Source organism: Bartonella krasnovii, assembly GCF_003606345.3.
Lineage (GTDB): Bacteria > Pseudomonadota > Alphaproteobacteria > Rhizobiales > Rhizobiaceae > Bartonella > Bartonella krasnovii.
The window spans coordinates 998,676-1,020,478 of sequence record NZ_CP031844.2; the positions used below are offsets into that span (position 1 = coordinate 998,676).

Annotated in this window: 19 protein-coding genes, 1 tRNA gene and 1 pseudogene; 10 read left to right on the plus strand and 11 right to left on the minus strand. The window is 35.2% G+C overall.

Features of this window, described 5'->3' with window-relative positions:
* Positions 1–130 precede the first annotated feature (130 nt).
* Together D1092_RS04240 and D1092_RS04245 are read right to left on the minus strand one after the other, a co-directional pair.
* Positions 131–1,027, minus strand: a complete 897-nt coding sequence (locus tag D1092_RS04240; RefSeq protein WP_120122326.1) for a septal ring lytic transglycosylase RlpA family protein — start codon at positions 1,025–1,027, stop codon at positions 131–133.
* Between the two features lie 580 nt (positions 1,028–1,607).
* Positions 1,608–1,683, minus strand: a tRNA-Lys gene (locus D1092_RS04245).
* A 1,142-nt stretch (positions 1,684–2,825) separates the two neighbouring features.
* On the opposite strand from D1092_RS04245, the gene lexA reads away from it, so the two are divergent.
* Together lexA and rimO are read left to right on the plus strand one after the other, a co-directional pair.
* Positions 2,826–3,539: a transcriptional repressor LexA gene (gene lexA, locus D1092_RS04250; protein WP_120122327.1), complete on the plus strand. Its 714-nt coding sequence runs from the start codon at positions 2,826–2,828 to the stop codon at positions 3,537–3,539.
* A 448-nt stretch (positions 3,540–3,987) separates the two neighbouring features.
* Positions 3,988–5,301 (plus strand): 30S ribosomal protein S12 methylthiotransferase RimO, encoded by a 1,314-nt coding sequence (gene rimO / locus D1092_RS04255; protein ID WP_120122328.1) that lies wholly within the window; start codon positions 3,988–3,990, stop codon positions 5,299–5,301.
* Between the two features lie 522 nt (positions 5,302–5,823).
* On the opposite strand, the gene ttcA is transcribed toward rimO, so the two are convergent.
* The 4 genes and pseudogenes from ttcA to D1092_RS04275 form a co-directional block, all read right to left on the minus strand.
* Positions 5,824–6,696 carry a tRNA 2-thiocytidine(32) synthetase TtcA gene (gene ttcA, locus D1092_RS04260; protein ID WP_120122329.1) on the minus strand — a complete coding sequence of 291 codons (873 nt, stop codon included), beginning with the start codon at positions 6,694–6,696 and terminating at the stop codon, positions 5,824–5,826.
* A gap of 261 nt (positions 6,697–6,957) precedes the next feature.
* On the minus strand, positions 6,958–7,575 hold the full coding sequence (rpsD, locus tag D1092_RS04265; RefSeq protein WP_012231733.1) for a 30S ribosomal protein S4: 618 nt from the start codon (positions 7,573–7,575) through the stop codon (positions 6,958–6,960).
* 171 nt (positions 7,576–7,746) lie between these two features.
* Positions 7,747–8,574, minus strand: coding sequence for a glutamate racemase (gene murI / locus D1092_RS04270; protein WP_120122330.1), 828 nt, complete (start codon positions 8,572–8,574; stop codon positions 7,747–7,749).
* Positions 8,546–9,404: pseudogene (locus D1092_RS04275) on the minus strand (RNA methyltransferase). The gene murI and the pseudogene D1092_RS04275 overlap by 29 nt, the downstream one beginning before the upstream one ends.
* Before the next feature lie 278 nt (positions 9,405–9,682).
* Here D1092_RS04275 and sfsA point away from each other — a divergent pair.
* The 3 genes from sfsA to radC are packed head-to-tail and all read left to right on the plus strand — an operon-like array spanning position 9,683 to position 12,034.
* Complete coding sequence (gene sfsA / locus D1092_RS04280) at positions 9,683–10,399, plus strand: DNA/RNA nuclease SfsA (RefSeq protein WP_120122332.1); 717 nt, start codon at positions 9,683–9,685, stop codon at positions 10,397–10,399.
* Positions 10,392–11,222, plus strand: coding sequence for a type I methionyl aminopeptidase (map, locus tag D1092_RS04285; RefSeq protein ID WP_120122333.1), 831 nt, complete (start codon positions 10,392–10,394; stop codon positions 11,220–11,222). The genes sfsA and map overlap by 8 nt, the downstream gene beginning before the upstream one ends.
* A 17-nt stretch (positions 11,223–11,239) precedes the next feature.
* On the plus strand, positions 11,240–12,034 hold the full coding sequence (radC, locus tag D1092_RS04290) for a RadC family protein (protein WP_120122334.1): 795 nt from the start codon (positions 11,240–11,242) through the stop codon (positions 12,032–12,034).
* 42 nt (positions 12,035–12,076) lie between these two features.
* On the opposite strand, the gene D1092_RS04295 is transcribed toward radC, so the two are convergent.
* The 4 genes from D1092_RS04295 to D1092_RS04310 all read right to left on the minus strand — a co-directional run bounded on the left by D1092_RS04295 (position 12,077) and on the right by D1092_RS04310 (position 15,008).
* Positions 12,077–12,289 carry a DUF3126 family protein gene (locus tag D1092_RS04295; RefSeq protein ID WP_120122335.1) on the minus strand — a complete coding sequence of 71 codons (213 nt, stop codon included), beginning with the start codon at positions 12,287–12,289 and terminating at the stop codon, positions 12,077–12,079.
* A gap of 610 nt (positions 12,290–12,899) precedes the next feature.
* On the minus strand, positions 12,900–13,673 hold the full coding sequence (locus D1092_RS04300) for an alpha/beta fold hydrolase (protein ID WP_120122336.1): 774 nt from the start codon (positions 13,671–13,673) through the stop codon (positions 12,900–12,902).
* Positions 13,670–14,182, minus strand: a complete 513-nt coding sequence (locus D1092_RS04305) for a DUF192 domain-containing protein (protein ID WP_120122337.1) — start codon at positions 14,180–14,182, stop codon at positions 13,670–13,672. The genes D1092_RS04300 and D1092_RS04305 overlap by 4 nt, the downstream gene beginning before the upstream one ends.
* Positions 14,183–14,432: 250 nt before the next feature.
* Positions 14,433–15,008, minus strand: coding sequence for a cold-shock protein (locus tag D1092_RS04310; protein WP_120122338.1), 576 nt, complete (start codon positions 15,006–15,008; stop codon positions 14,433–14,435).
* A 325-nt stretch (positions 15,009–15,333) separates the two neighbouring features.
* On the opposite strand from D1092_RS04310, the gene D1092_RS04315 reads away from it, so the two are divergent.
* The 5 genes from D1092_RS04315 (at position 15,334) to D1092_RS04335 (ending at position 20,198) form a co-directional block, all read left to right on the plus strand.
* The gene (locus D1092_RS04315; RefSeq protein WP_120122339.1) at positions 15,334–16,467 is read left to right on the plus strand and encodes an ABC transporter substrate-binding protein; all 1,134 of its coding nucleotides are present in this window, start codon (positions 15,334–15,336) and stop codon (positions 16,465–16,467) included.
* A 120-nt stretch (positions 16,468–16,587) separates the two neighbouring features.
* Positions 16,588–17,664, plus strand: coding sequence for a branched-chain amino acid ABC transporter permease (locus tag D1092_RS04320; protein WP_120122340.1), 1,077 nt, complete (start codon positions 16,588–16,590; stop codon positions 17,662–17,664).
* On the plus strand, positions 17,664–18,722 hold the full coding sequence (locus D1092_RS04325) for a branched-chain amino acid ABC transporter permease (RefSeq protein WP_120122341.1): 1,059 nt from the start codon (positions 17,664–17,666) through the stop codon (positions 18,720–18,722). The genes D1092_RS04320 and D1092_RS04325 overlap by 1 nt, the downstream gene beginning before the upstream one ends.
* Positions 18,719–19,501, plus strand: coding sequence for an ABC transporter ATP-binding protein (locus D1092_RS04330; RefSeq protein WP_120122342.1), 783 nt, complete (start codon positions 18,719–18,721; stop codon positions 19,499–19,501). The genes D1092_RS04325 and D1092_RS04330 overlap by 4 nt, the downstream gene beginning before the upstream one ends.
* Complete coding sequence (locus tag D1092_RS04335; protein ID WP_120122343.1) at positions 19,488–20,198, plus strand: ABC transporter ATP-binding protein; 711 nt, start codon at positions 19,488–19,490, stop codon at positions 20,196–20,198. Before D1092_RS04330 ends, D1092_RS04335 begins: the two co-directional genes overlap by 14 nt.
* Before the next feature lie 91 nt (positions 20,199–20,289).
* Here D1092_RS04335 and gatA read toward each other — a convergent pair whose 3' ends face one another.
* Positions 20,290–21,774 carry an Asp-tRNA(Asn)/Glu-tRNA(Gln) amidotransferase subunit GatA gene (gene gatA, locus D1092_RS04340; protein WP_120122344.1) on the minus strand — a complete coding sequence of 495 codons (1,485 nt, stop codon included), beginning with the start codon at positions 21,772–21,774 and terminating at the stop codon, positions 20,290–20,292.
* Positions 21,775–21,803: the final 29 nt, after the last annotated feature.

Genomic DNA, 21,803 nt, shown 5'->3' on the forward strand with positions numbered 1-21,803 from the left:
CACTGTCATAAAATCAAAAAAACTGGCAATGGATTGAAGAGATGCATTAAATTATTAATAATAACACTCTTCCCCTTTTTAAATACTTTTTATTTGAAAATGATATCGATTAAAAACCAACACATTTTTCTTAAAACAGTTGTAACCAATTAAGCTTTGTTCTTTTGTTGAGCTTATTTATAGAAGCAACTTGATCAAATGGCACTGGCTTATTAACCATGATAGGGCCAATTTCTGGTAGTTTCACTGTAACAGTTTTATTGTATTTCTCTTGTGAAATAGAAGATGCTTTAGCTAGCTCTTCTTTGTTTTCTATATTGCGCTCCTTGAATAAAACAGTTTCTCTTTTTTTCAAAACCTTTTCTGACGCTAATGAATATGAGTTAGCATTTCCAGGAGTATAAGAGGCCATTAAATATGCACCATCATAATAGCCAATAGGTGCTTCAGCAATATATTCTACTTTAACATCTGCAACGCCCCTATCGACATAACCAAGTATTGTCGCAGCTTGCTTTGATAAATCAATGATACGGTCTTTCATAAAAGGTCCGCGATCATTCACTCTAACAATGAGTGAAGATCCATTTTTCAAATTAGTAACACGAGCATAGCTAGGTAAAGGCATTGTAGGATGGGCAGCAGTCAGAAGATTCATGTCATAAATTTCACCGTTTGCCGTTAAACGCCCATGAAAATCTGAACCATACCATGATGCCTCTCCAACACGTGCATACGTTGGATCATGTTCAGGATAATACCACTTTCCTTTTATCTGGTAAGGTTTACCAACAGTCGCCCGCCCACGTTTTTTTGCTTCTGATTGATTTTTATTATTGGATATTTGTTTCGATAGAACAGAAGTATTTACGTCAATTGGTTTATTATGATAGAAATCTTTTATTGAAAAATGTGCGGTCTCGCTTGAGCAACAAGACATCAATGATTGAGAAATGACGATCATCGAAAATAATTGAAATGTTGGTTTGATAATAAAAGTAAATTTCTTTTTACTATTTGAAGGCATCTATTCAGTCCACTTATTTCTATTAAGCACTACTGTAAAAACCACGTCACGCTTCTTACACGCGAGAGAAGAATTCACGCTTTTAAATGATATCCCTCGCGCATATACCATCCTTGAGTTCGCCTCTTTTATCAAAAAATTAATATATTGTTAACCATTTTGTGATTGTCATAAGAAATAAATGCGCTACATAAAAGCGTTGAAAAATAAAAATAATATAAATCAATACGTTGTAGAAAATCTATCTTTTAAGATAAGCTGTGAATAAATACAAACTGTGAATAAGTATGACGATTTTACCAACTATTTCCTGTAATGCGGCAGGTATTAAAAACAGCCTATGAATTACGAAAACGAGTAGCCACACTTACTATCAGTGCAGGTGTAATTATATCATAAGCTTTAAAGCACTTTTGGTTTGGGTAGAGGAGTACTCTATAGCAAAATAGCTGATAGAAAAAGATTGGCTATAGAATCAATAAAAAAGTTCTGAAAAAAATTAGATCAGACAAAAACTAAAGGGAATCAAAGCAACAAAGATTCTCAAACTTTTGTATAGCCTCTTGATATCCTTCAAAGTTGGTGAGCGCGCAGGGATTCGAACCCTGGACCTACTGATTAAAAGTCAGTTGCTCTACCAGCTGAGCTACGCGCTCTCACACAAGCTATTTAGTTTGCAGACTATCTAGTTTGCAGAAAGTGAAGGGAACATACGGTTGACTTTTCATTTGGTCAACACTTTTTGGAAAAAATAATAATATTTTTTCTAGTTATCAATAATTTTCCGTTTTTTTCCTTTCTTCATCATTGTAGAGTTGCTCTTTGAACTTCTTTTTGAAATCTCGATACAAAAATAATCTAACGATAAAAATATTTCATAGTTTTAAAATGCTCAAATTACAAAAAAATCCCCCCCTTTTCTTCCAAACATGGCTATTAAACATCATGGATAGAGCAGAAAAATACTTCCTACTCTATATTATCTTTATATCTTTATGTTTTAATTTTTAAGTATGAATGAGATTTATAAAATAACATATTGAGGGGTGGAAAAATAAGTATGGTAGTGCAAACTTTTGAGATGTAAAGATAGCGTTGCCCGATAGATTTTATGTTATTTGCAAGATCATCTTGAGGGAAGCGAGCACATTAAGAGATATCTTATTTTAATAAATATGCGAATGAGCAATAATGACATTTTGAGGAAGTGACTTTTATTCAGGCATGATGATTCTATAACGACAGCCAATTATTTTATAGAATAAAGCAGACGTAAAAAAAAATTAGTATTATTGAAAATATCTGACATGACTGTAAATAGTGCTCATTATTGTAGCTGTAGATAATTTGACTAAACAATAAAAAAACAGAAACAATGTGCAAAATGATTCTAAATATACATAAAGTGATTTGTTACGCTATTGAAAGAATGTATTTTATTTAACTTTTTATATAAGAAAATTATAAAACACGTAGATATAAAAAATAGAAGTATAACATTAATCATAAAATCGGGTGTTGAATAATTCAATTAGAGCTATAAAATATTTTTTATATATCATTTAATATTAGTATAGTTTTATAATACATAAATAATATTATGATATATTTGTTAAAGTAAATTTCACACTTATCATATATTAAATATGTATATAAATAAACATGTTGCCTAATTAACTTCACTTATAAGATCAAAAATTAAAGCAAATAATTTTGATTTAGCAAAAAAATTTAGAATTATTATATATACACGTATTTTTTACTGTAATCTCTTTTATTCTTTTGATTGGAACATTGAATGCTGACATGTAAACAATATGAGCTCCTCTTGTTTATTCACAATCATGTAAAAGAAACAGGTGTTCCCCCTTCTTTTGAAGAAATGAAAAATGCTTTAGAACTTTCTTCAAAGTCTAGCATTTATAAGCTCATTGTAGCCTTAGAACAACGAGGTTTTATACGTCGTTTACCCAATCGTGCTCGTGCAGTAGAGGTGATTCGACTCCCTGAGAAAATAACATTTAGCCTTTCTTTAGCACGTAAGCTTTCTCCCAGTATGATAGAAAAAAATAAAAGAAACATATCAAAAAACTTGGCTAATCTTGAGAGTTTTGAGGAAGAAGAAAAAAAAAATATCACAATCCCTATTATGGGACGTATTTCTGCGAGTGTACCCGCCTCTGCTATACAGCAACAAACAAGCACACTTTCTCTTCCACACGATATGGTTAATACAGGTGAGCACTATGCATTAGAAGTTAAAGATAATTCTATGGTGGAAGCTGGTATCCTTGATAAAGATACGATTATCGTGAAACGTCAAAACACAGCAATATCAGGTGAAATTATTATCGCATTTATTGATAAAAAAGAGGCAACATTAAAACGTTATCGACGTAAAGGAACCTCTATTGCATTAGAAGCCGCTAATCCTCACTACGAAGTACGTATATACAAATCCGAACGTGTAGAAATACAAGGTAAACTTACCGGACTTATTCGCAAATATTAAAAAATACCCCTATATACGCGATAGATATCGCAATAGAATATAGTAAAAAAACTGCTGAGCATTTTTTGATATTGTACCACTCGTAATTGACTTTCTTTCTATAACCAAAGGATTTGTCTAATTCTGTCGATAAATAATCTAAATTCCTTATCGAGTGGATTTCTCTTCTTCTCTCACATGTTTTTCACTTAACTCAAGGCTCAACAAGTAATATTCACCACGTACTCTAAAAGAGCTTGAATGCTTTGAAGGAGTCTGTTTTATATCATCGTCCTCAAAACAGCATTTGACTGTGTAATAAAATAAAATTGTAAGTATACGCAAAATAATCTAGAAAAAAATCAAATAAATTTGTAACAGATTGTTATCTATAAAAATAAAGAACATTTCTTACTTTTTAAGTCAATAAAAGTGAAACGCAATCGTTCATAGTAATTATAGGATTATCATGGTAGCACCTCGTATTAGCTTTGTCTCTCTCGGATGTCCAAAAGCACTTGTAGATTCTGAGCGAATTATTACAAGTCTTCGCTCTGAAGGGTATGAAATTTCGCGTCAACATCAAGGAGCTGATGTCGTTATTGTGAATACCTGTGGTTTTCTTGACTCTGCCAGAAAAGAATCATTAGCCAATATTGATGAAGCTCTCAAAAAAAATGGAAAAGTCATTGTAACAGGGTGTCTTGGTGCTGATCCTGAGGTTATTCGCCAAGAATACCCTAACGTATTGGCCATTACAGGACCACAAGCTTATGAAAGTGTTATACAAGCTGTTCATACAGCAATCCCCCCTGTTCATGATCCTTTTCTTGATTTAGTTCCTTCCCAAGGTATTCGTTTAACACCTCGTCATTACGCCTACTTAAAAATTTCTGAAGGATGCTCTAACAGCTGTAGTTTTTGTATCATCCCTACACTACGTGGTGATCTCACTTCACGTCCCATCAGTGATGTTCTTCGAGAAGCTGAACAACTTGTACAAGCAGGTGTAAAAGAACTTTTGGTTATTTCACAAGATACGAGTGCTTATGGTATTGATCTTAAATATCTCGAAAATTCTTGGAAAGATCGCACAATCAAAACGAAATTCTTTGATCTTTGTCGCGAACTTGGTGATATGGGCATTTGGATACGTATGCATTACGTTTATCCTTACCCCCATGTAGATGAAGTTATCGAACTTATGGCGGCAAAAAAAATTCTTCCTTATCTAGATATTCCTTTTCAGCATGCATCACCGACTGTTTTGCGTCATATGAAGCGTCCTGCTCTTATGGAAAAAACAAACCGTAGAATTGAAAAGTGGCGAAAAATATGTCCAGATCTCGCTTTACGATCAACATTTATTGTTGGATTTCCAGGCGAAACAAATGAAGATTTTAATATGCTTTTAGAATGGCTAGAAGAAGCAAAAATTGAACGCGCTGGATGCTTTAAATATGAAGAAGTAAAAGGAGCCGTTGCAAATGATTTGGGATTAGAACATATTTCTGAAGACGTAAAAGAAAACCGTTGGCATCGTTTTATGGCAAAACAACAACAAATTTCTACACATCTTTTAAAGAAAAAAATTGGAAAAAGACTCCAAGTTCTTATCGATGAAAGTCAAGGAAAAGTTGCCAAAGGACGTAGTCAATACGATGCTCCAGAAATAGATGGGGTTGTTCATATATCATCACGACGCCCCTTGCGTGTCGGTGAATTTGTCACCGTTAAAATCGAACAATCGGATTCCTATGACCTTTATGGTATAGCCGTTTAAAAATTAAACTTATCCTTATCCCAATGACGAAGTTTTCATCAGAATTAGTTTATAAAAAAGCAAGATTCACAATAGAATTTGGTTATTTGTATAACTCACTTCATGAGAATTTATAGGCAATCCCTGCCCTGAAGATTCACTGTACATCCTAAAAATACTTATTTATGATAATGTATTCTCTTAGTTTACCACTCTAAATGACGATGTTTGATCACACAACAGGATGAGATAAGGATAAGATAAAATCTACAGGGCTCTTTCATTTTTACTTTAAAAAAAAGCAAACCAATAATTTATACTATTTTTCCATATTGCGATAGTTATCGCTTATTTAAAGGAAGTTTTTTTGTATTTTATACAACAAGAACTCCGCTTGTGATATCGGGGGGATATTTTGTGGATACAATAAAAAAATTTGAAATAAAACTCCTACGATTGTTAAATTTCAAAGCAATAAATTATCATTATAAATAAGTACCTTATCTTAAACTGATTGAACTTATTTTTTAGATCTCATTTTTATTAATACATTTTAAAATCAAAGAATTTCTTATCAAGTAAGTGACTTGGGCGTACATTCGCTAAAGCGCGAATCATTGTATCTTTACGTCCTGGCATTTGTCTTTCAATATTTTTTAGCATTTCTTTCATTACATTACGTTGTAAACCATCTTGACTACCGCAAAGATTACAAGGAATAATTGGAAATTGCATTGCTTGAGCAAATTTTTCCATATCTTCCTCAGCGGCATAGACGAGAGGACGTAACACAAAAAGATCACCTTCATCATTTTTAAGTTTTCCAGGCATAGCGGCTAATCGGCCACCATGAAACAAATTCATAAAAAACGTTTCCAAAACATCATCACGATGATGCCCTAAAATTAATGCCGAACAGCCCTCCTCACGTGCAATGCGATAGAGATTACCACGTCGCAATCGAGAACAAAGTGAACAATATGTCTGTGTTTCTGCCAATTTATCTGTAACAATGGAATAAGTATCTTGATATTCAATACGATAGGGAATTTTGTAAGAATTGAAAAAGTCTGGAAGAATATGTTTAGGAAAGCCTGGTTGCCCTTGGTCAAGATTACAAGCAAGAATTTCAACGGGCAAAAGACCACGCCACTTTAAATCTAAAAGAAGTGCTAATAAACCATAAGAGTCTTTTCCGCCCGATAAAGCAACAAGCCATTTTTTTCCAGTAGAAAGCATAGAAAAATCATCCAAAGCTTGTCGCATATGACGTAAAAGTCGTTTACGCAATTTATTAAACTCTACACTTGAAGGAGCACGCCGAAATATTGGATGACAATCATCTGCTTTGCTTGCTAAAAGATCATCCTCTTCGTTTTCTTCTATTGCCGGATATTCAACAAAAACATCATTCATAAGACCATATCCTGCATAAGTAATAGCTCATTTTGCAAAGATAGAAACAAATATAAAGCAAGCTTACATTTAAGTTTTTTGAATTTATAAAAATAGATACGAAAAAATAAATGGAACTATATAAGCTTATAACACTAAAATAATGCAATAAACTTAATATAGAACCATTCGCAAAATATTTGTTAACTCAAAAGATTATAAAAACAACACAATAGTTTGAAATTATAATAATAGAAGAGAAATAACTCTTCTCATAAAAAATTATCGAGAATAAAATTCAACGACCAAATTAGGTTCCATTTGCACAGCATAAGGAACATCTGCAAAAGCAGGAATACGTGTAAAGGTCGCTTTCATCTGTTTATGATCTGCTTCAATATAATCGGGAACATCACGTTCTGCTAATTGTACTGATTCCAAAACCAACACAAGCTGTTTTGATTTTTCCCGAACCTCAATAACATCACCTGGCTTACAACGATATGATTGAATATTTGTGCGTCGACCATTTACATTCACGTGACCATGATTAATAAATTGGCGAGAAGCAAAAATCGTAGGCACAAATTTTGCACGATAGACAACAGCATCCAAACGTGATTCTAAAAGACCGATAAGATTTTCACCTGTATCACCTCGACGACGAGCAGCTTCCACATAAGTTTTATGAAATTGCTTTTCTGAAATATCGCCATAAAACCCTTTCAACTTCTGTTTAGCGCGCAATTGCACCCCATAGTCAGAAAGTTTTCCTTTACGGCGCTGTCCATGCTGACCTGGACCATAATCACGACGATTGACAGGAGATTTTGGACGACCCCAAATATTTTCTCCCATACGTCGATCAATTTTATATTTTGTTGTTTCGCGTTTACTCATCGCATTTCCTTTAAAATAAAACACGAGATCTGAAGATCCCAAGGAAACGCGCCCTCCTCTGCCTTTAAATATAAAAGACTGACAGAATAGCTTAACATACCAATTATGCGAAGTTACCCACGGGACACGTCAATGACAGCCATTTTCTTGAAAGAAAAAGCTGGAGTATCTTTATTGATCCCGTATCCCAAAGTCAACTCTTTTCATCAGTTTTAAGCCAAATTCTTTTAACAAATTCTCCGTTGAAGAAGTGATATTTTTCGATGTTAGCAATGCAAAATCTTGATATTTCTTGATGGGGTGCTGATGTATCTTTTTCGACAAGGGCAATAATGACCTAATATGTTTGGCAATCGCTTTTGCTGGATCAATCCATTTAACGGACCATAGAGCTTGTTCACGAAAGAAGTTAATCAAAAAAGGATAATGAGTGCAGGCTAAAACAATAACATCCGTATATTTGCCATTTTTTTCCACAAAACATGGCAAGATTTCTTTTCTTAACACTTCTAAATCGATAGATTTTCCTCGTAAATAATCTTCAGCAAATCCAGCAAGCTTTTCACTTCCTACAAGCTTAACATGACACTGTCCAGCAAAAGAGTTAATTAATTCATTTGTATAGGCACGTTTAACTGTTCCAGGAGTCGCTAATACAGAAATAAAACCAGATTTCGTTTGCTCAGCAGCTGATTTAATTGCAGGAACCGTTCCCACAAAAAGGACATGAGGAAAATTCTGTCGTAGATCTGCCATCATCAATGTAGAAACAGTGTTGCAAGCAATTACACATAAGGCGGGGTTATAGCGTGTTAAAAGATTTTTAAAAATCATTAAAATGCGTTCTTTAAGAACATTTTCTTCCCAATTACCATAAGGAAACCCTGCGTCATCAGCTACATAAATAAATTGTATTTCAGGGATAAAAATGCGTGCTTCCCTCAACACTGTTAAACCACCAACACCACTATCAAAAAAAAGAACAGGTCGTACATCCATCAGTTTTCACACTTGTTTTTAATTTTTTGACGATCACGCTCGTTAGGGGCTCTACTCCCCCGTGGATATTGTGGAGAGAAATGATCCAATGAAGATATAACGCCTCGCAATAAACGAACCTCAGATTCACTAAAGTTAGCGCGCGTAAAAACAGAGCGTAAATTTGTAAGCATAACCTCTTTTCGTTCTCGGGGTCTAAAATACCCACGAATATCCAAAGCCTCTTCTAATTGAGATAGAAAACCATGAAACACTGTTTTATTTGCAGGCTCCATCTCTGCTGCACGAAATGCCGTATCGCTTACATTTTCTAGACCTGCTTTCATCCATTCATAAGACATCAAAAGAACTGCTTGTGCAATATTAAGTGATGCAAAAGCAGGATTAACTGGAAAAGTAATGATCTCATCAACAAGGCTGATTTCATCATTTTCTAGTCCCCATCTCTCTCTTCCAAAGACAAGACCTGTTTTATGTCCGATATTCTCACGCTGACGGAGTACATTTGCTGCTTCGACAGCACTTTTTACAGTTTTAAATCCACATCTTTCACGGGCTGTTGTCGCAAAAACATAATGTAAATCTGCAATTGAATCACGTAATGTGTCAAAAATCACGGCGTTGTTAATGACATGATCAGCTTTACTTGCAGCAGCTCTAGCTTTTTCATTTGGAAATGTTTCTCGAGGTTTGACGAGCCGAAGCTTAGAAAGCCCAAAATTTGCCATTGCCCTTGCAACCATACCAATATTTTCTGGAAGCTGCGGTTCAACTAAAATAATAATGGGCCCATTTGTTAAATTTTCACGATTCTTATTCGTTCCAGCCATCAACCTTACCTAGTTTCATTTAACGATTTCCCCTCCCACTATTTTTTTAATGTAACCTTCTTCACAGTACTCTAAAGTTTCTTAATAATAAATTATAGGCAATGTTATCTTTTCACTCAAATAGCATAGATGCACTAAAATAAACCATGAAGTTTATAACAATTTATATAAGATATCGTAGCGTTTTTCACATCAATTTTATCTTTTTTAATAGGGAATAGCTCTTACAAATCATAATCTCAGTTGAATTATGAAATTATAAATCCTAAAAAAGAAATATGTATTTTATTCCCAAACTTTTTCCTGCAAAGCTTATCCGTCGTTATAAACGTTTCCTTGCAGATGTTAAACAGGATGACCAACATATCTTCACTGTATCGGTACCAAACACAGGATCAATGCTCGGATTGACAGCTTCCAACGCCAACGTTTGGCTTTCATATCATAAAAATACCAAGAGAAAATATGCCTATCAATTAGAAATTGTTGAATCCGATAACACTTTAGTTGGTATTAATACTGCTTTACCTAATAAACTTGCATTAGAAGCAATTCAAAACGGATTACTACCAGAATTAAGTGGATATAAAACAATTTTAAAAGAACAACGCTATGGAACACAATCACGCATTGACTTTCTTTTACGGGATGACATTCTTCCTGATTGTTACCTAGAAGTCAAAAATGTTCATTTTATTCGTCAAAAAGGATTAGCAGAATTTCCTGATAGCACAACAAAACGGGGCGCCCGTCACCTTGATGAACTCATACAAGTCGTACAACAAGGAAAACGAGCTGCTATGCTTTATGTTATTCAACGAGAAGATTGTACAGCTTTTAGCATCTGTCACGACCTTGACCCACTCTATGGACGTAAATTTGATTTGGCATTAAAATCAGGGGTAGAATGTTATGCTGTAAAATGTCAGTTAAGTGTAGAAGGTATTTTTCCGATTCAGAGAGTAAAAATAGAAAACAGAAAAAACAATGATTGAATATATTGAGTATAATAAAGCCCCTTTAAAATTTAACGGGAAAATTCGCATTTTCGATGACTATGCTTTCGCTAAAATGCGTGAAGTTGGTCGTATTGCTGCAGAATGTCTTGATGCACTTACGGATATTATTAAACCTGGTGTTACTACGCAAGAAATTGATGATTTTGTATTTACTTTTGGCGCTCAAAAAGGAGCTCTTCCTGCTGACCTAAATTATCATGGATACAGTCATTCATGCTGTACATCTATCAATCACGTTGTCTGTCATGGTATTCCTAATAAAAGACCCTTACAAGAAGGCGATATTGTGAATGTTGATGTGACCTTTATCCTTGATGGTTGGCATGGTGATTCAAGCCGCATGTATCCTGTTGGAAAAATCAGACGTGCTGCAGAACGCCTTTTACAAATAACCTATGAAAGTCTTATGAGGGGAATTGCTGTCGTTAAACCTGGAGCAACGACAGGTGATATTGGTGCAGCCATTCAACAGTATGCAGAATCTGAAAGGTGCTCAATTGTGAGAGATTTTTGCGGACATGGTATTGGTCAGCTGTTTCATGATACTCCCAATATTCTTCATTATGGAGTTCCTGGAGAAGGAATCGAATTAAAACAAGGGATGATCTTTACAATTGAGCCTATGATTAACCTTGGTAAGCCACAAGTTAAAATTTTATCTGACGGTTGGACTGCTGTTACCCGTGATCGCTCTTTGACAGCACAATATGAGCATACAATTGGTGTCACAAATGAAGGGTATGAAATATTTACACAATCGCCTAAAAATATCTTTTATATTCCAAATTCGCAGACCTAATCCACTGTAGAGATGTTATGGCTAAAAAAATAAACCAAAAGGAAAATATTCAAAGTACTCACTTTGCATTAACATCAAGTTCTTCACCCACCCCAGTATCAGAAAGAAAAAGTAAAGAGCCTAAGAAAAACACACAGCTTGATAAACATTATCAAGGACATCGTGAGCGTCTTCGAAAACGTTATTTAAAGTCAAAAGGAAATGCGCTTGAAGATTATGAATATCTTGAATTATTGCTTTTTCGCACAATACCTCGGGCAAACACAAAACCTATAGCTAAAAATTTGATAGCACATTTTGGTTCACTCGCTGATGTGTTAGGAGCTGATATTCATCGACTTCAAGAGGTTCAAGGATGTGGTCCCGCAACGGCAATTGATTTAAAAATTATTTCAGATGTTGCTGGACGTATTGCTCGTGCGCAATTGTTTAAACGCGATATTTTTTCATCATGGGATAAAGTATTAGCATATTGTAAAGCAGTTATGGCTCACGAAACACGTGAACAATTCCGTATTTTATTTCTCGATAAGAAAAATGGCTTACTTGCCGATGAAGTACAACAAACTGGAACCATTGATCATACCCCTGTTTATCCTCGTGAAGTTATTTTTCGAGCTTTAGAGTTATCCGCATCAGGACTTATCTTAGTCCACAATCACCCTTCTGGTGATTCTACACCTTCTGATGCAGATATAACAATGACATACAGATTAAAAGATGCAGCAAATGCATTAGGTATTACGGTTCATGATCATCTTATTATTGCACGCCATAACCATACAAGCTTTAAAGCACTAAAACTCATATAAACCTTATGGGAAAAAAGATTTTATTCAAGGATGAATAGCCAATCAGTTTTCTAAATCAATATCCAATATAGCCATTGAAAAATTATAAGATAGCTCATCTTCATCTTCATCTCGATAGATAACGCCTAGAAACTCATCCCCCATATAGACCTCACAAGAATCATTCTTTTTAGGCCGTGCTTTGACTTGCAATGCTGAGTTTTGGAATGTATTTTTTAAATAATTATCAAGTTTTTTTATTTCATCAGCATTCACTATGCTCTCCTGTTTTTTGAAACAATTAAAATAACCGCGTGTCGCGCGAATAAGACACTTATCTGATTCTGTAAAGCCAATAAAAAAGCTTAATCTGAATATTGACTTAATATTACATATATTTACAGCTCTTTCTTTATATATTCATAAAGAACTTTTATAAAAGGAGTCTATCATTATTAAATATACCCGTATAGATAAAAAAATGGCATAAAACTGTATATTTTAAATAATTTTACTTTATTTCCAATTTTAGCATTATGTATTCATGAGGCATGTTTAGACGAAAAAATTAATCAATGATTTATAATTCTCTCCCTTCTATAAAAAATAAAATAATAATAATTTTTCATTTAAAACTATGCTTTTTAGCAAAAACATTATTACATCACTCAAAAATAATTCTATTTAACAAACTTTAAATATAGTTATCTAAGCTTAAAATAATTACATAGTTTTAAAAATATACAAAATAAGTGAATAAGAGTTTATTCTCCTGCCTATTTTTATAAAAACTTATGTCAAAATGGAAAAGTTTTTAAACAAGCTTTTGAGTTTATATGCAAAAATATTGGGTATTTTTGTAAATGCTAAGGCCTATCAAAAGTTTTTATTTTATAGGATAACGAGAAAGAAAATTGATAACACCTTTTTTATAAACTTTATCACCTACAGCAAGCATATGATCTCGACCAGGAATTGATAAAGCCTCGCCACAAGGTAACAAAGCTGCTAATGGCTCTGCAGCACCGCCAATCTCATCTAATGAACCAACGGCAACAAGTGCGGGTTGTTCAATTTTATAAATTTCAGATGCCGTTAACTCCTGTTTTGATGTGATAATACAAGCAGCTAGAGCACGTCTATCACTTTTTGTTTGATCAGCAAATTTACGGAACATTAAACCACGCGTATTAGTAATGGTAGAGGGATCTTCCGCTAAAAGAGCCTCAGCAACAGGTTCCCAATTTCCTGCACCCGTTACCATACCAATACCTAAACCACCAAAAATAACGCTGTTCACATATGTTGGATATAAAAGAGCCATAAAAGCACTAATACGAGCTCCCATAGAATATCCCATAACATGAGCTTTAGATAATTCTAAATGCTGTAAGAGTTTGACCGCATCGCCAGCCATAGCTTGAGGTGTATAAAAGCTAGGATCATAACTTTTAACTGAATCACCATGTCCTCGATTATCAAGAGCAATAACACGATATCCCGCTTCAGTGAGAATACGAAACCAACCCGTTGCATACCAATTCACCCGAGCAGAAGACCCAAAACCATGAATCAACAAAATAGGTTCACCCTGCCCTTCTTCTCGATAAGCAAAGCGCAAACCATCATATTCAAAAAAATGAACGTCCTCAGCTGTCATTGTTTATTACACTTTCCACAAATAACAGGATGAATAATATGTTGCCCTTTTTGTATCTGTTTTTCAGAAACTTCACCAGCATTAATCTCAAGTGCAAAAGCTGCCGGAACACCTGATGAAATGATCTTTTTTGAAAATGGAGAAGTGTTTTCAATAATCGATACAATAACCCCTTCAGAGTTTAAAAAAATCATATCTAAGGGCAATGGTGTATTTTTCATCCACATAAAAAGCTTTTGTTCACCTCCCGATTGATAATTTTTTTTCTGCTTAAAAAGCATTGCACGATCGCGTGGAAAATCAGTTCGATACATTAAACCAGCTGCTTCTTGAGAGGGAGTAAAAGCAATCTCTACCTTATAAGAAATTGTACCTTGGCTTGTGTGTATTTCTAAAGGAACCGGATGGACAGGAATCTCCATGGGCTCTTTCGCGACAACAATGCGCATTTCTAACATAAAAAGCATCGCCCATAAAACAATATATCCTTTTTTAAAAGGCTTTAACATTCTTGTCTATACCATAAAAAAATTAAATTTTGTTTCTAAAATAGAAAATATCAGAGTTTAAAAGCCAAACAACTAGAGAGTTGTTCTCTTGTTTTCCTTATTTTTTCAATAGATACGCGCATTTTTTTATTTAGTTTATAAATTTACAAGAGCCATAACAAAGACCCCCTATAGCTATTTATACAATAACCACCCTTTTTAAAATACAAAAACATAATGATTTTATTCGTAAAATTCAATAAGTAACGATTTAATGTGTTGCAAAAGGAAACCCTATATCTGGATAAATTTCTGCTGTCATCAAACCTTTTTCCCCTTTACCAAACCGAACAAGAACAACTTGCCCTGAACGAAGCTCTGCTAAACCAAAACGGCGCAATGTCTCCATATGAATAAAAATATCTTCTGTCCCCTGCCCACGGCTAAGAAAACCAAAACCTTTGTCACGATTAAACCACTTAACAATTGCACGTTCTAGACCACTTTCTGGAGTAACAACAACATGAGTACGGGCAGGAACTTCTGATGGATGAACCGCTGAAGAACAATCGATGGATTTCACTTGAACGCATTTTAACCCTCGCTCAGTTTTTTCCACAGCGCAAATAACTTTAGCGCCCTCCAAAGCTGTTTGGAAACCATCCCTTCGCATGACTGTAACATGCAATAATATATCAGGAAAATGAGGTAAATCAGGTACAATAAATCCATAGCCCTTACTACCATCAAACCACTTAATGACACCACTGACTTCGATAATCTCCCCACAAGCACCTATACTATCCTCAGATAGGGAACAATCTTTTAATGCATCCTTACTCGTCATAATAACGTGATCCTGTAGCTTATAAATTGTACGATATTGATTCTCTAGGTTTAAGTAAACATTGCTCTTGTATCAACACGCAAGCCCCAAGATAAGATTTCCCCATATTGTCGTATCTCTTACACGTTAATATCAACATGAAATTTATAAAAATATTTATAAAACTGTTTGATTGTAGGCTTTACATATCCTACAAAAAGGGCCAAACAAAAAAGCTCATATAAAAGTTTTTCACATAATGATATTTTCATTAATGTGTAACTTGCATGATGAAGAAGTTCAATATAAGGTGCAAGAACGACAATTCAATTAAGGAAAATGCGCAATGCGATTGAAGAAAATCCTTACGACAATCACCACTTTTATGGCACTTACAGCGAATGTTTATGCGAGTGAACCTATAAAAATTGGTGTTTATCTTCCATTAAGTGGTCAAAATGCCTTTGGAGGTCAGCTTGAAATTCGAGGAATCGAATTAGCTCATAAACAAGTCCCAGAAGTTTTGGGACGCAAAGTGGAACTTGTTATTATTGATAATAAGTCTGATAAAGTGGAAGCAGCGAATGCTGTTATGCGTTTAACAGCAAGTGAAAAGGTAAGTGGAATTATTGGTAGCTATGGTTCTTCACTCTCACTAGCAGGTGGTGAAATATCTGAAAAAGCAAAGACTCCGACCATAGCAACTTCTTCAACGAGTCCCCTTGTTACACAGGGTAAAAAATATTACTTTCGCGCTTGTTTTATTGATTCCTATCAAGGAATCGGCGTTGCAACTTATATAAGCCAAGTTTTAAAGGCAAAAAAAGCCGCTATCCTCAAAGATATTTCAAGTGATTATGCCATTGGGCTTGCAAGTTATTTTACGCGTGCTTTCAAAAAATTAGGTGGTGAAGTTATCTCAAATTTAAATTATAATTCTGGAGATCAGGATTTTTCAGCTGTTCTCACACAGATTATCGCAAAAAAACCTGATATTTTATTCATTCCATCTTACTTTTCTGAAGGTGCCATCATCATGAAACAAGCGCGTGAATTAGGAGCAAAGTTTCAAATTATAGGTGGAGATGCCATGGATAATCCAGAAACCATTACCATTGCAGGAAGTGCGGCAGAAGGTTTCTTACATACGACACTCCCCTATAGTGAGGATATGCCAAATATGTCAGCCGCTGCGCAAAAATTCACAGAGGAATGGAAAAAAGCTTATCCTGACAAAGAGCCCAATATCAATTCAGTTCTGGGATACACAAGTTATATGATGTTTATGAAGGCTATTGAAAATGCTGGCAGCGCTGATCGTGAAAAAATTACGCTTGCGCTAAGCAAGTTAAAAGATTTTCAAACGCCTTTTGGTGATATGTCGATGGATGAAAATCATAACCCTAGAATTCCTATTGGTATCATTAAAATACAGGATGGAAAACGTGTTTATTTAGAAGAAGTTAAGCCTGCTTTTTAATTTAAAAATTGTACGTATTAAAATTGAAATGGAAAAATTGGTTGAGAATATTTTTCTCAACCAAAAGTTTAAAAAAATCTTACTATCCTATGTAAATTAACAAATGTGGAAGGATGAGAGATGAGCACTGAAATGTTCATCCAGTATTTTTTTAATGCACTGGCATTGGGGTCTCTTTATGGGCTTATCGCTATTGGGTACACCATGGTTTACGGTATATTGAGACTGATTAACTTTGCTCACGGTGATATCTTTATGCTGGGGGCCTATTTTGTTTTCTTTTCCACAATTAGCTTTATGCCTGCGTGGGCAGCTCTTCTTCTTTTGTTCCTCGCTGCTCTTATTTATTATTCAGTATTTATAGGGTTTAAAAGGCGTCCTTCAATTTATTGGATTGCTGTTTTTTTAATTTTTGCGTTAGGGATTGTTTATTATTTAAAAATTTCTCCACAAGATTTTACCCCAATCTGGGTTTTAGCTCTTTGTTTTTCTATTTTTATTACAAGTGCAGTAGGGATTATTGTTGATCAACTCGCTTATAAACCTCTACGTCATGCGCCGCGTATTTCAGCGCTTATCGGTGCAATTGGTGTTTCTTTTTTTATTGAAAATCTTGCTACTGTACTCTTTAGTGGTGTTCCCAAAGGTGTAAAACAACCAGATTTTCTGGTAACACCATTTTTATGGCAATTAGGATCAGAAGCAGAAGGTATCATTAGAATTGCTCCCATGTCATTGATTGTTCCCATTGTGTCATTGATTCTTATTGTTTTACTGTTATGGATTATCCATAAAACAAAGCCTGGTCTTGCTATGCGTGCAATCTCTCATGATATTGAAACGACGCGTTTGATGGGGGTTTCTGTCAATAAAGTCATTGCTTTTACATTTGGGATAGGCTCAGCACTTGCAGCTATAGCCGGCATTATGTGGTCTTTACGTTACCCTCAAATTCAGCCTTATATGGGTGTTCTTCCTGGTCTTAAAGCCTTTATCGCTGCTGTTATCGGAGGTATCGGTTCGATACCAGGAGCAATGTTGGGAGGATTATTATTAGGGTTTATTGAAATTATGATTATCGCATTTTTCCCCGCGCTATCTGGATATCGTGATGCCTTCGCTTTCATTTTATTGATTCTGATTTTATTGGTATTGCCCACAGGATTAATGGGTAAAAAAAGTCAGGAGAAAATCTAATGCCAAAGTCAGCGACAATTTTTTTATCGTGTATCAGTATTTTCGTTCTTATAGGTTTTTTATTCTATGCGGATAACCATTTTAATGATTATACACTTCGTATCATCAATTTAATTGCTATTAATGCGATCTTGGCAATTTCACTTAATTTGATTTATGGCTTTACAGGTATGTTTTCCCTTGGACATGCTGGCTTTATGGCTATTGGCTCTTATGTCTGCGCAATTTTACTTCTTTCCCCTGAACAAAAAGAGATGATGTGGATTCTTGACCCCATAGCTGAGCCATTATCCCATCTACAATTCCCTTTTTTTGTCGCTGTTGTTATCAGTGGTTTGTGTGCAGCAATTATCGGTTTATTGATTGCTTTGCCAATATTACGTCTTGGTGGTGATTATCTCGGAATTGCAACATTGGGTTTTGCAGAAATTATCCGCATTGTCATTACGAATGCGACATCTCTCACAAATGGTTCTTTGGGAATCAAAGGAATACCTCAAAATGCAACATTATGGTGGAACTATGGTTGGTTAGCATTTACAATTCTCTTTATTGTTCTCTTACTGCGAAGCAATACGGGTAATGTATTACGGGCTATTCGTGATGATGAAATTGCTGCGAAAACTATGGGAATTAATGCTTTTTTCTACCGTAGTTTTTCTTTTACTGTTGGGGCATTTTTTGCAGGAATAGGTGGCGCATTAATGGCTGCTCTTATTTCAACCATTGATCCGAAAATGTTTAATTTTTTGCTCACTTTTAATATTTTGATGATTGTCGTTGCTGGTGGTCTTGGCTCAATTACAGGAAGTATTATTGGTAGCGTTATTATTACCGTCATGCTTGAATGGCTTCGTATTATTGAAAGTCCATTTGACTTAGGCTTTATACATATTCCAGAAACACCAGGACTTCGCATGGTTGTTTTCTCTCTTTTATTGCTAGTAATTATTTTATTTTGGAGAAAAGGGTTGATGGGACAACGTGAATTCTCGTGGAATGGAATTTATAGCTTTTTGGTACGCAAAAAGTTTTCTAATACTGAGGGGAAGCTATGAACAACACTCTTCTTTCACTCAATGATATTGTAATGCGTTTTGGCGGATTAATTGCTGTCAATAATGTTAATATGGCCATTAAACGAAGAAGCATAACTGGATTAATTGGTCCCAATGGTGCCGGAAAAACAACAGTTTTCAATATGATTTCTGGATTTTATGCCCCTACAAGTGGTACCATTCTTTTTGATGAGCAAAAAATTTCTGGAGAACCTCCTTATATTGTCTGCAGACGTCATATTGCCAGAACATTTCAAAATATTCGTCTTTTTTCAGGGTTAACGGTTTTACAGAACGTTATGGTAGGCGCTCATGTCCGTCAAAAATATCCTTGGTTTTGTTCGGCTCTCTTTTTTTCAAAAGCAATGAGAGAAAAAAGAGAAGTTTATAAAAATTCCATGGAGCTTCTTGAACAGTTACAACTTGATCATCTTGCTAATCAATTAGCAACAGCTTTACCTTATGGTGTGCAACGGCGTTTAGAAATCGCACGTGCGTTAGCCACAAGGCCTAAATTGCTTCTTCTTGATGAACCTGTCGCTGGCATGAATCCGCAAGAAAGTGAAGACCTTAGAAAATTCATAGCAAAAGTGCAAAAAGACTTTGATCTTACAATTCTTCTTATTGAGCACGATATGAAAGTGGTTATGGAGCTTTGCCAACATATTTTGGTTATGGAATATGGCTGTTGCATTGCCAATGGCACACCAGATGAAATTCGTAATGACCCAAAAGTTATTGAAGCTTATCTTGGCGGAGATGTTTATGGATATTCTTAAAATAAAAAATCTTCACGTTCATTATGGTGCCATTAAAGCTGTCCAAAATCTTTCTATGTCCATAAAAAAAGGAAGTATTGTTACTTTAATTGGAGCTAATGGTGCAGGAAAAAGCAGTATTGTACGTTCTATTACAGGACTTAATCGCTCTGTTTATGGAGAAATTACCTATAATGGCGAATCAATTATTAAAAAAACACCAGAAGAGATTTTGCGATTAGGGATTGCTCTAAGCCCTGAAGGGCGACGTATTATGCCCCATTTTACTGTTTTAGAAAATCTTCATCTGGGCGCTTATATCCGTCATGATAAACAGGGAATTTCTCGTGATATTGAATGGATATTTGATCTTTTCCCACGCCTACGTGAAAGATCAAAACAGTTGGGAGGAACAATGTCAGGTGGAGAACAACAAATGATTGCTGTAGGGCGCGCACTCATGAGTAATCCTGATATGGTCATATTAGATGAACCCTCATTGGGATTAGCCCCCCTTCTTGTCCGGGAAATTTTTTCGATTATCCGGAAAATTAATGATATGGGAAAAACTGTTCTTCTTATTGAACAAAATGCATTTGCTGCACTTTCTATAGCTGATTATGCATATATTTTAGAGGTAGGGCATATTTTATTTCACGGTGAAGGAAAAGCTATGCTTTCTGATCCGCGCGTTAAAGAAGCCTATCTTGGTGGATAAAGATAAAAAATTAAAGGAATAGGGCCCATCCCTCCTCACTTTTAAGAAAGCATTTCTCATCACTGATGAGAAATGCTTTTCAGCTTAATGATTATATCCACCATTTTTCTGCACAAAATGTTCCTGCTGCTTGTTCAATAATATGTGCTATTTGGAAAATGACCTCTTCAGCAAAAGGTTTACCAATCAATTGCAATCCCAGGGGTAAAGCATTTGATGACAAACCAGCAGGAACAGAAATTCCTGGTAAACCAGCCATATTAACCGGTACCGTAAAAATATCATTAAGATACATTGCGACAGCATCATTTTTTATTTTTTCATCAGCAATACCAAAGGCAGGTGTTGGTGTTGCTGGTGTAAGAATAGCATCAATGCCTGAATCAAAACATTGATCAAAATCACGTTTTACAAGTGTTCTTACTTTTTGAGCTCTTAGATAACAGGCATCATAATAGCCTGATGAAAGAACATAAGTCCCAATCAAAATACGCCGTTTGACTTCATCACCAAAACCAACAGAACGCGTATTTTCATACATTTCAATGATATCTTTTCCTGGTATACGCAAACCAAAACGGACACCATCATAACGCGCTAAATTAGAAGAGGCTTCTGCAGGAGCTATAATATAATAAGAAGGTAGAGCATATTTTGTATGGGGTAAAGAAATATCGTGTATTTCAGCGCCTGCATCTTTTAACCAATTTATCCCATTTTGCCAAAGCTCAATAATTTCAGAAGACATTCCATCCAGATAATATTCTTTGGGAATACCAATTTTCATTCCTTTAATTGATTGACCAAGATAACTTTCATAATCAGGAACTGGTAAATTCATAGAAGTAGAATCTTTTTCATCAAAAGAGGCCATTGATCTGAGTAAGATAGCACAGTCACGAACATCTCTAGCAATAGGCCCAGCTTGATCAAGGGATGAAGCAAACGCGACAAGTCCCCATCGTGAACAACGTCCATAAGTTGGCTTTATTCCTACAGTACCCGTAAAAGCTGCTGGTTGGCGTATTGATCCACCTGTATCTGTTGCTGTTGCGCCTGCACAAATTTGTGCAGCAACAGCGGCAGACGATCCCCCCGAAGAGCCACCAGGAACAAGTTTTTCATTTAAGCCTTTTTTTCTCCATGGATTAATAACGGGACCATAATATGATGTCTCATTAGAAGAGCCCATAGCAAACTCATCCATATTAAGTTTCCCTAGCATTACGGCACCATCTTGCCATAAATTAGCCGTAACGGTTGATTCATAATGCGGTTTAAAACCATCAAGGATATTTGAGCAAGCTTGAGTATGAACACCACGGGTTGCAAAAAGATCTTTAACTCCTAAGGGAATCCCTTCTAAAAGCCCCCCCTCTCCTCTCGCCAAGCGATCTTCTGATTCAGCAGCCATTTTTCTTGCTTGTTCTGCTGTTATTGTTACATAAGCATTCAAAGTAGGATTAGCCAATTCTATAGCTTTTAAATAGGCTTCTGTTAGTTCCGTTGCTTTGAGCTTTTTCTTTATGAGAGCATCACGAGCTTGTGCAATTGTGAGGGTTGTTAAATCAGTCATATTGGTTCTCAAATTTCAAAAATATAAAA

Excerpts from the sequence above, each read along its gene's own strand:
- D1092_RS04240 (WP_120122326.1), bottom strand. The coding sequence starts at position 1,027 with ATGCCTTCAAATAGTAAAAAGAAATTTACTTTTATTATCAAACCAACA.
- lexA (WP_120122327.1), top strand. The coding sequence starts at position 2,826 with ATGCTGACATGTAAACAATATGAGCTCCTCTTGTTTATTCACAATCAT.
- rimO (WP_120122328.1), top strand. The coding sequence starts at position 3,988 with ATGGTAGCACCTCGTATTAGCTTTGTCTCTCTCGGATGTCCAAAAGCA.
- ttcA (WP_120122329.1), bottom strand. The coding sequence starts at position 6,696 with ATGAATGATGTTTTTGTTGAATATCCGGCAATAGAAGAAAACGAAGAG.
- rpsD (WP_012231733.1), bottom strand. The coding sequence starts at position 7,575 with ATGAGTAAACGCGAAACAACAAAATATAAAATTGATCGACGTATGGGA.
- murI (WP_120122330.1), bottom strand. The coding sequence starts at position 8,574 with ATGGATGTACGACCTGTTCTTTTTTTTGATAGTGGTGTTGGTGGTTTA.
- sfsA (WP_120122332.1), top strand. The coding sequence starts at position 9,683 with ATGTATTTTATTCCCAAACTTTTTCCTGCAAAGCTTATCCGTCGTTAT.
- map (WP_120122333.1), top strand. The coding sequence starts at position 10,392 with ATGATTGAATATATTGAGTATAATAAAGCCCCTTTAAAATTTAACGGG.
- radC (WP_120122334.1), top strand. The coding sequence starts at position 11,240 with ATGGCTAAAAAAATAAACCAAAAGGAAAATATTCAAAGTACTCACTTT.
- D1092_RS04300 (WP_120122336.1), bottom strand. The coding sequence starts at position 13,673 with ATGACAGCTGAGGACGTTCATTTTTTTGAATATGATGGTTTGCGCTTT.
- D1092_RS04305 (WP_120122337.1), bottom strand. The coding sequence starts at position 14,182 with ATGTTAAAGCCTTTTAAAAAAGGATATATTGTTTTATGGGCGATGCTT.
- D1092_RS04310 (WP_120122338.1), bottom strand. The coding sequence starts at position 15,008 with ATGACGAGTAAGGATGCATTAAAAGATTGTTCCCTATCTGAGGATAGT.
- D1092_RS04315 (WP_120122339.1), top strand. The coding sequence starts at position 15,334 with ATGCGATTGAAGAAAATCCTTACGACAATCACCACTTTTATGGCACTT.
- D1092_RS04320 (WP_120122340.1), top strand. The coding sequence starts at position 16,588 with ATGAGCACTGAAATGTTCATCCAGTATTTTTTTAATGCACTGGCATTG.
- D1092_RS04325 (WP_120122341.1), top strand. The coding sequence starts at position 17,664 with ATGCCAAAGTCAGCGACAATTTTTTTATCGTGTATCAGTATTTTCGTT.
- D1092_RS04330 (WP_120122342.1), top strand. The coding sequence starts at position 18,719 with ATGAACAACACTCTTCTTTCACTCAATGATATTGTAATGCGTTTTGGC.
- D1092_RS04335 (WP_120122343.1), top strand. The coding sequence starts at position 19,488 with ATGGATATTCTTAAAATAAAAAATCTTCACGTTCATTATGGTGCCATT.
- gatA (WP_120122344.1), bottom strand. The coding sequence starts at position 21,774 with ATGACTGATTTAACAACCCTCACAATTGCACAAGCTCGTGATGCTCTC.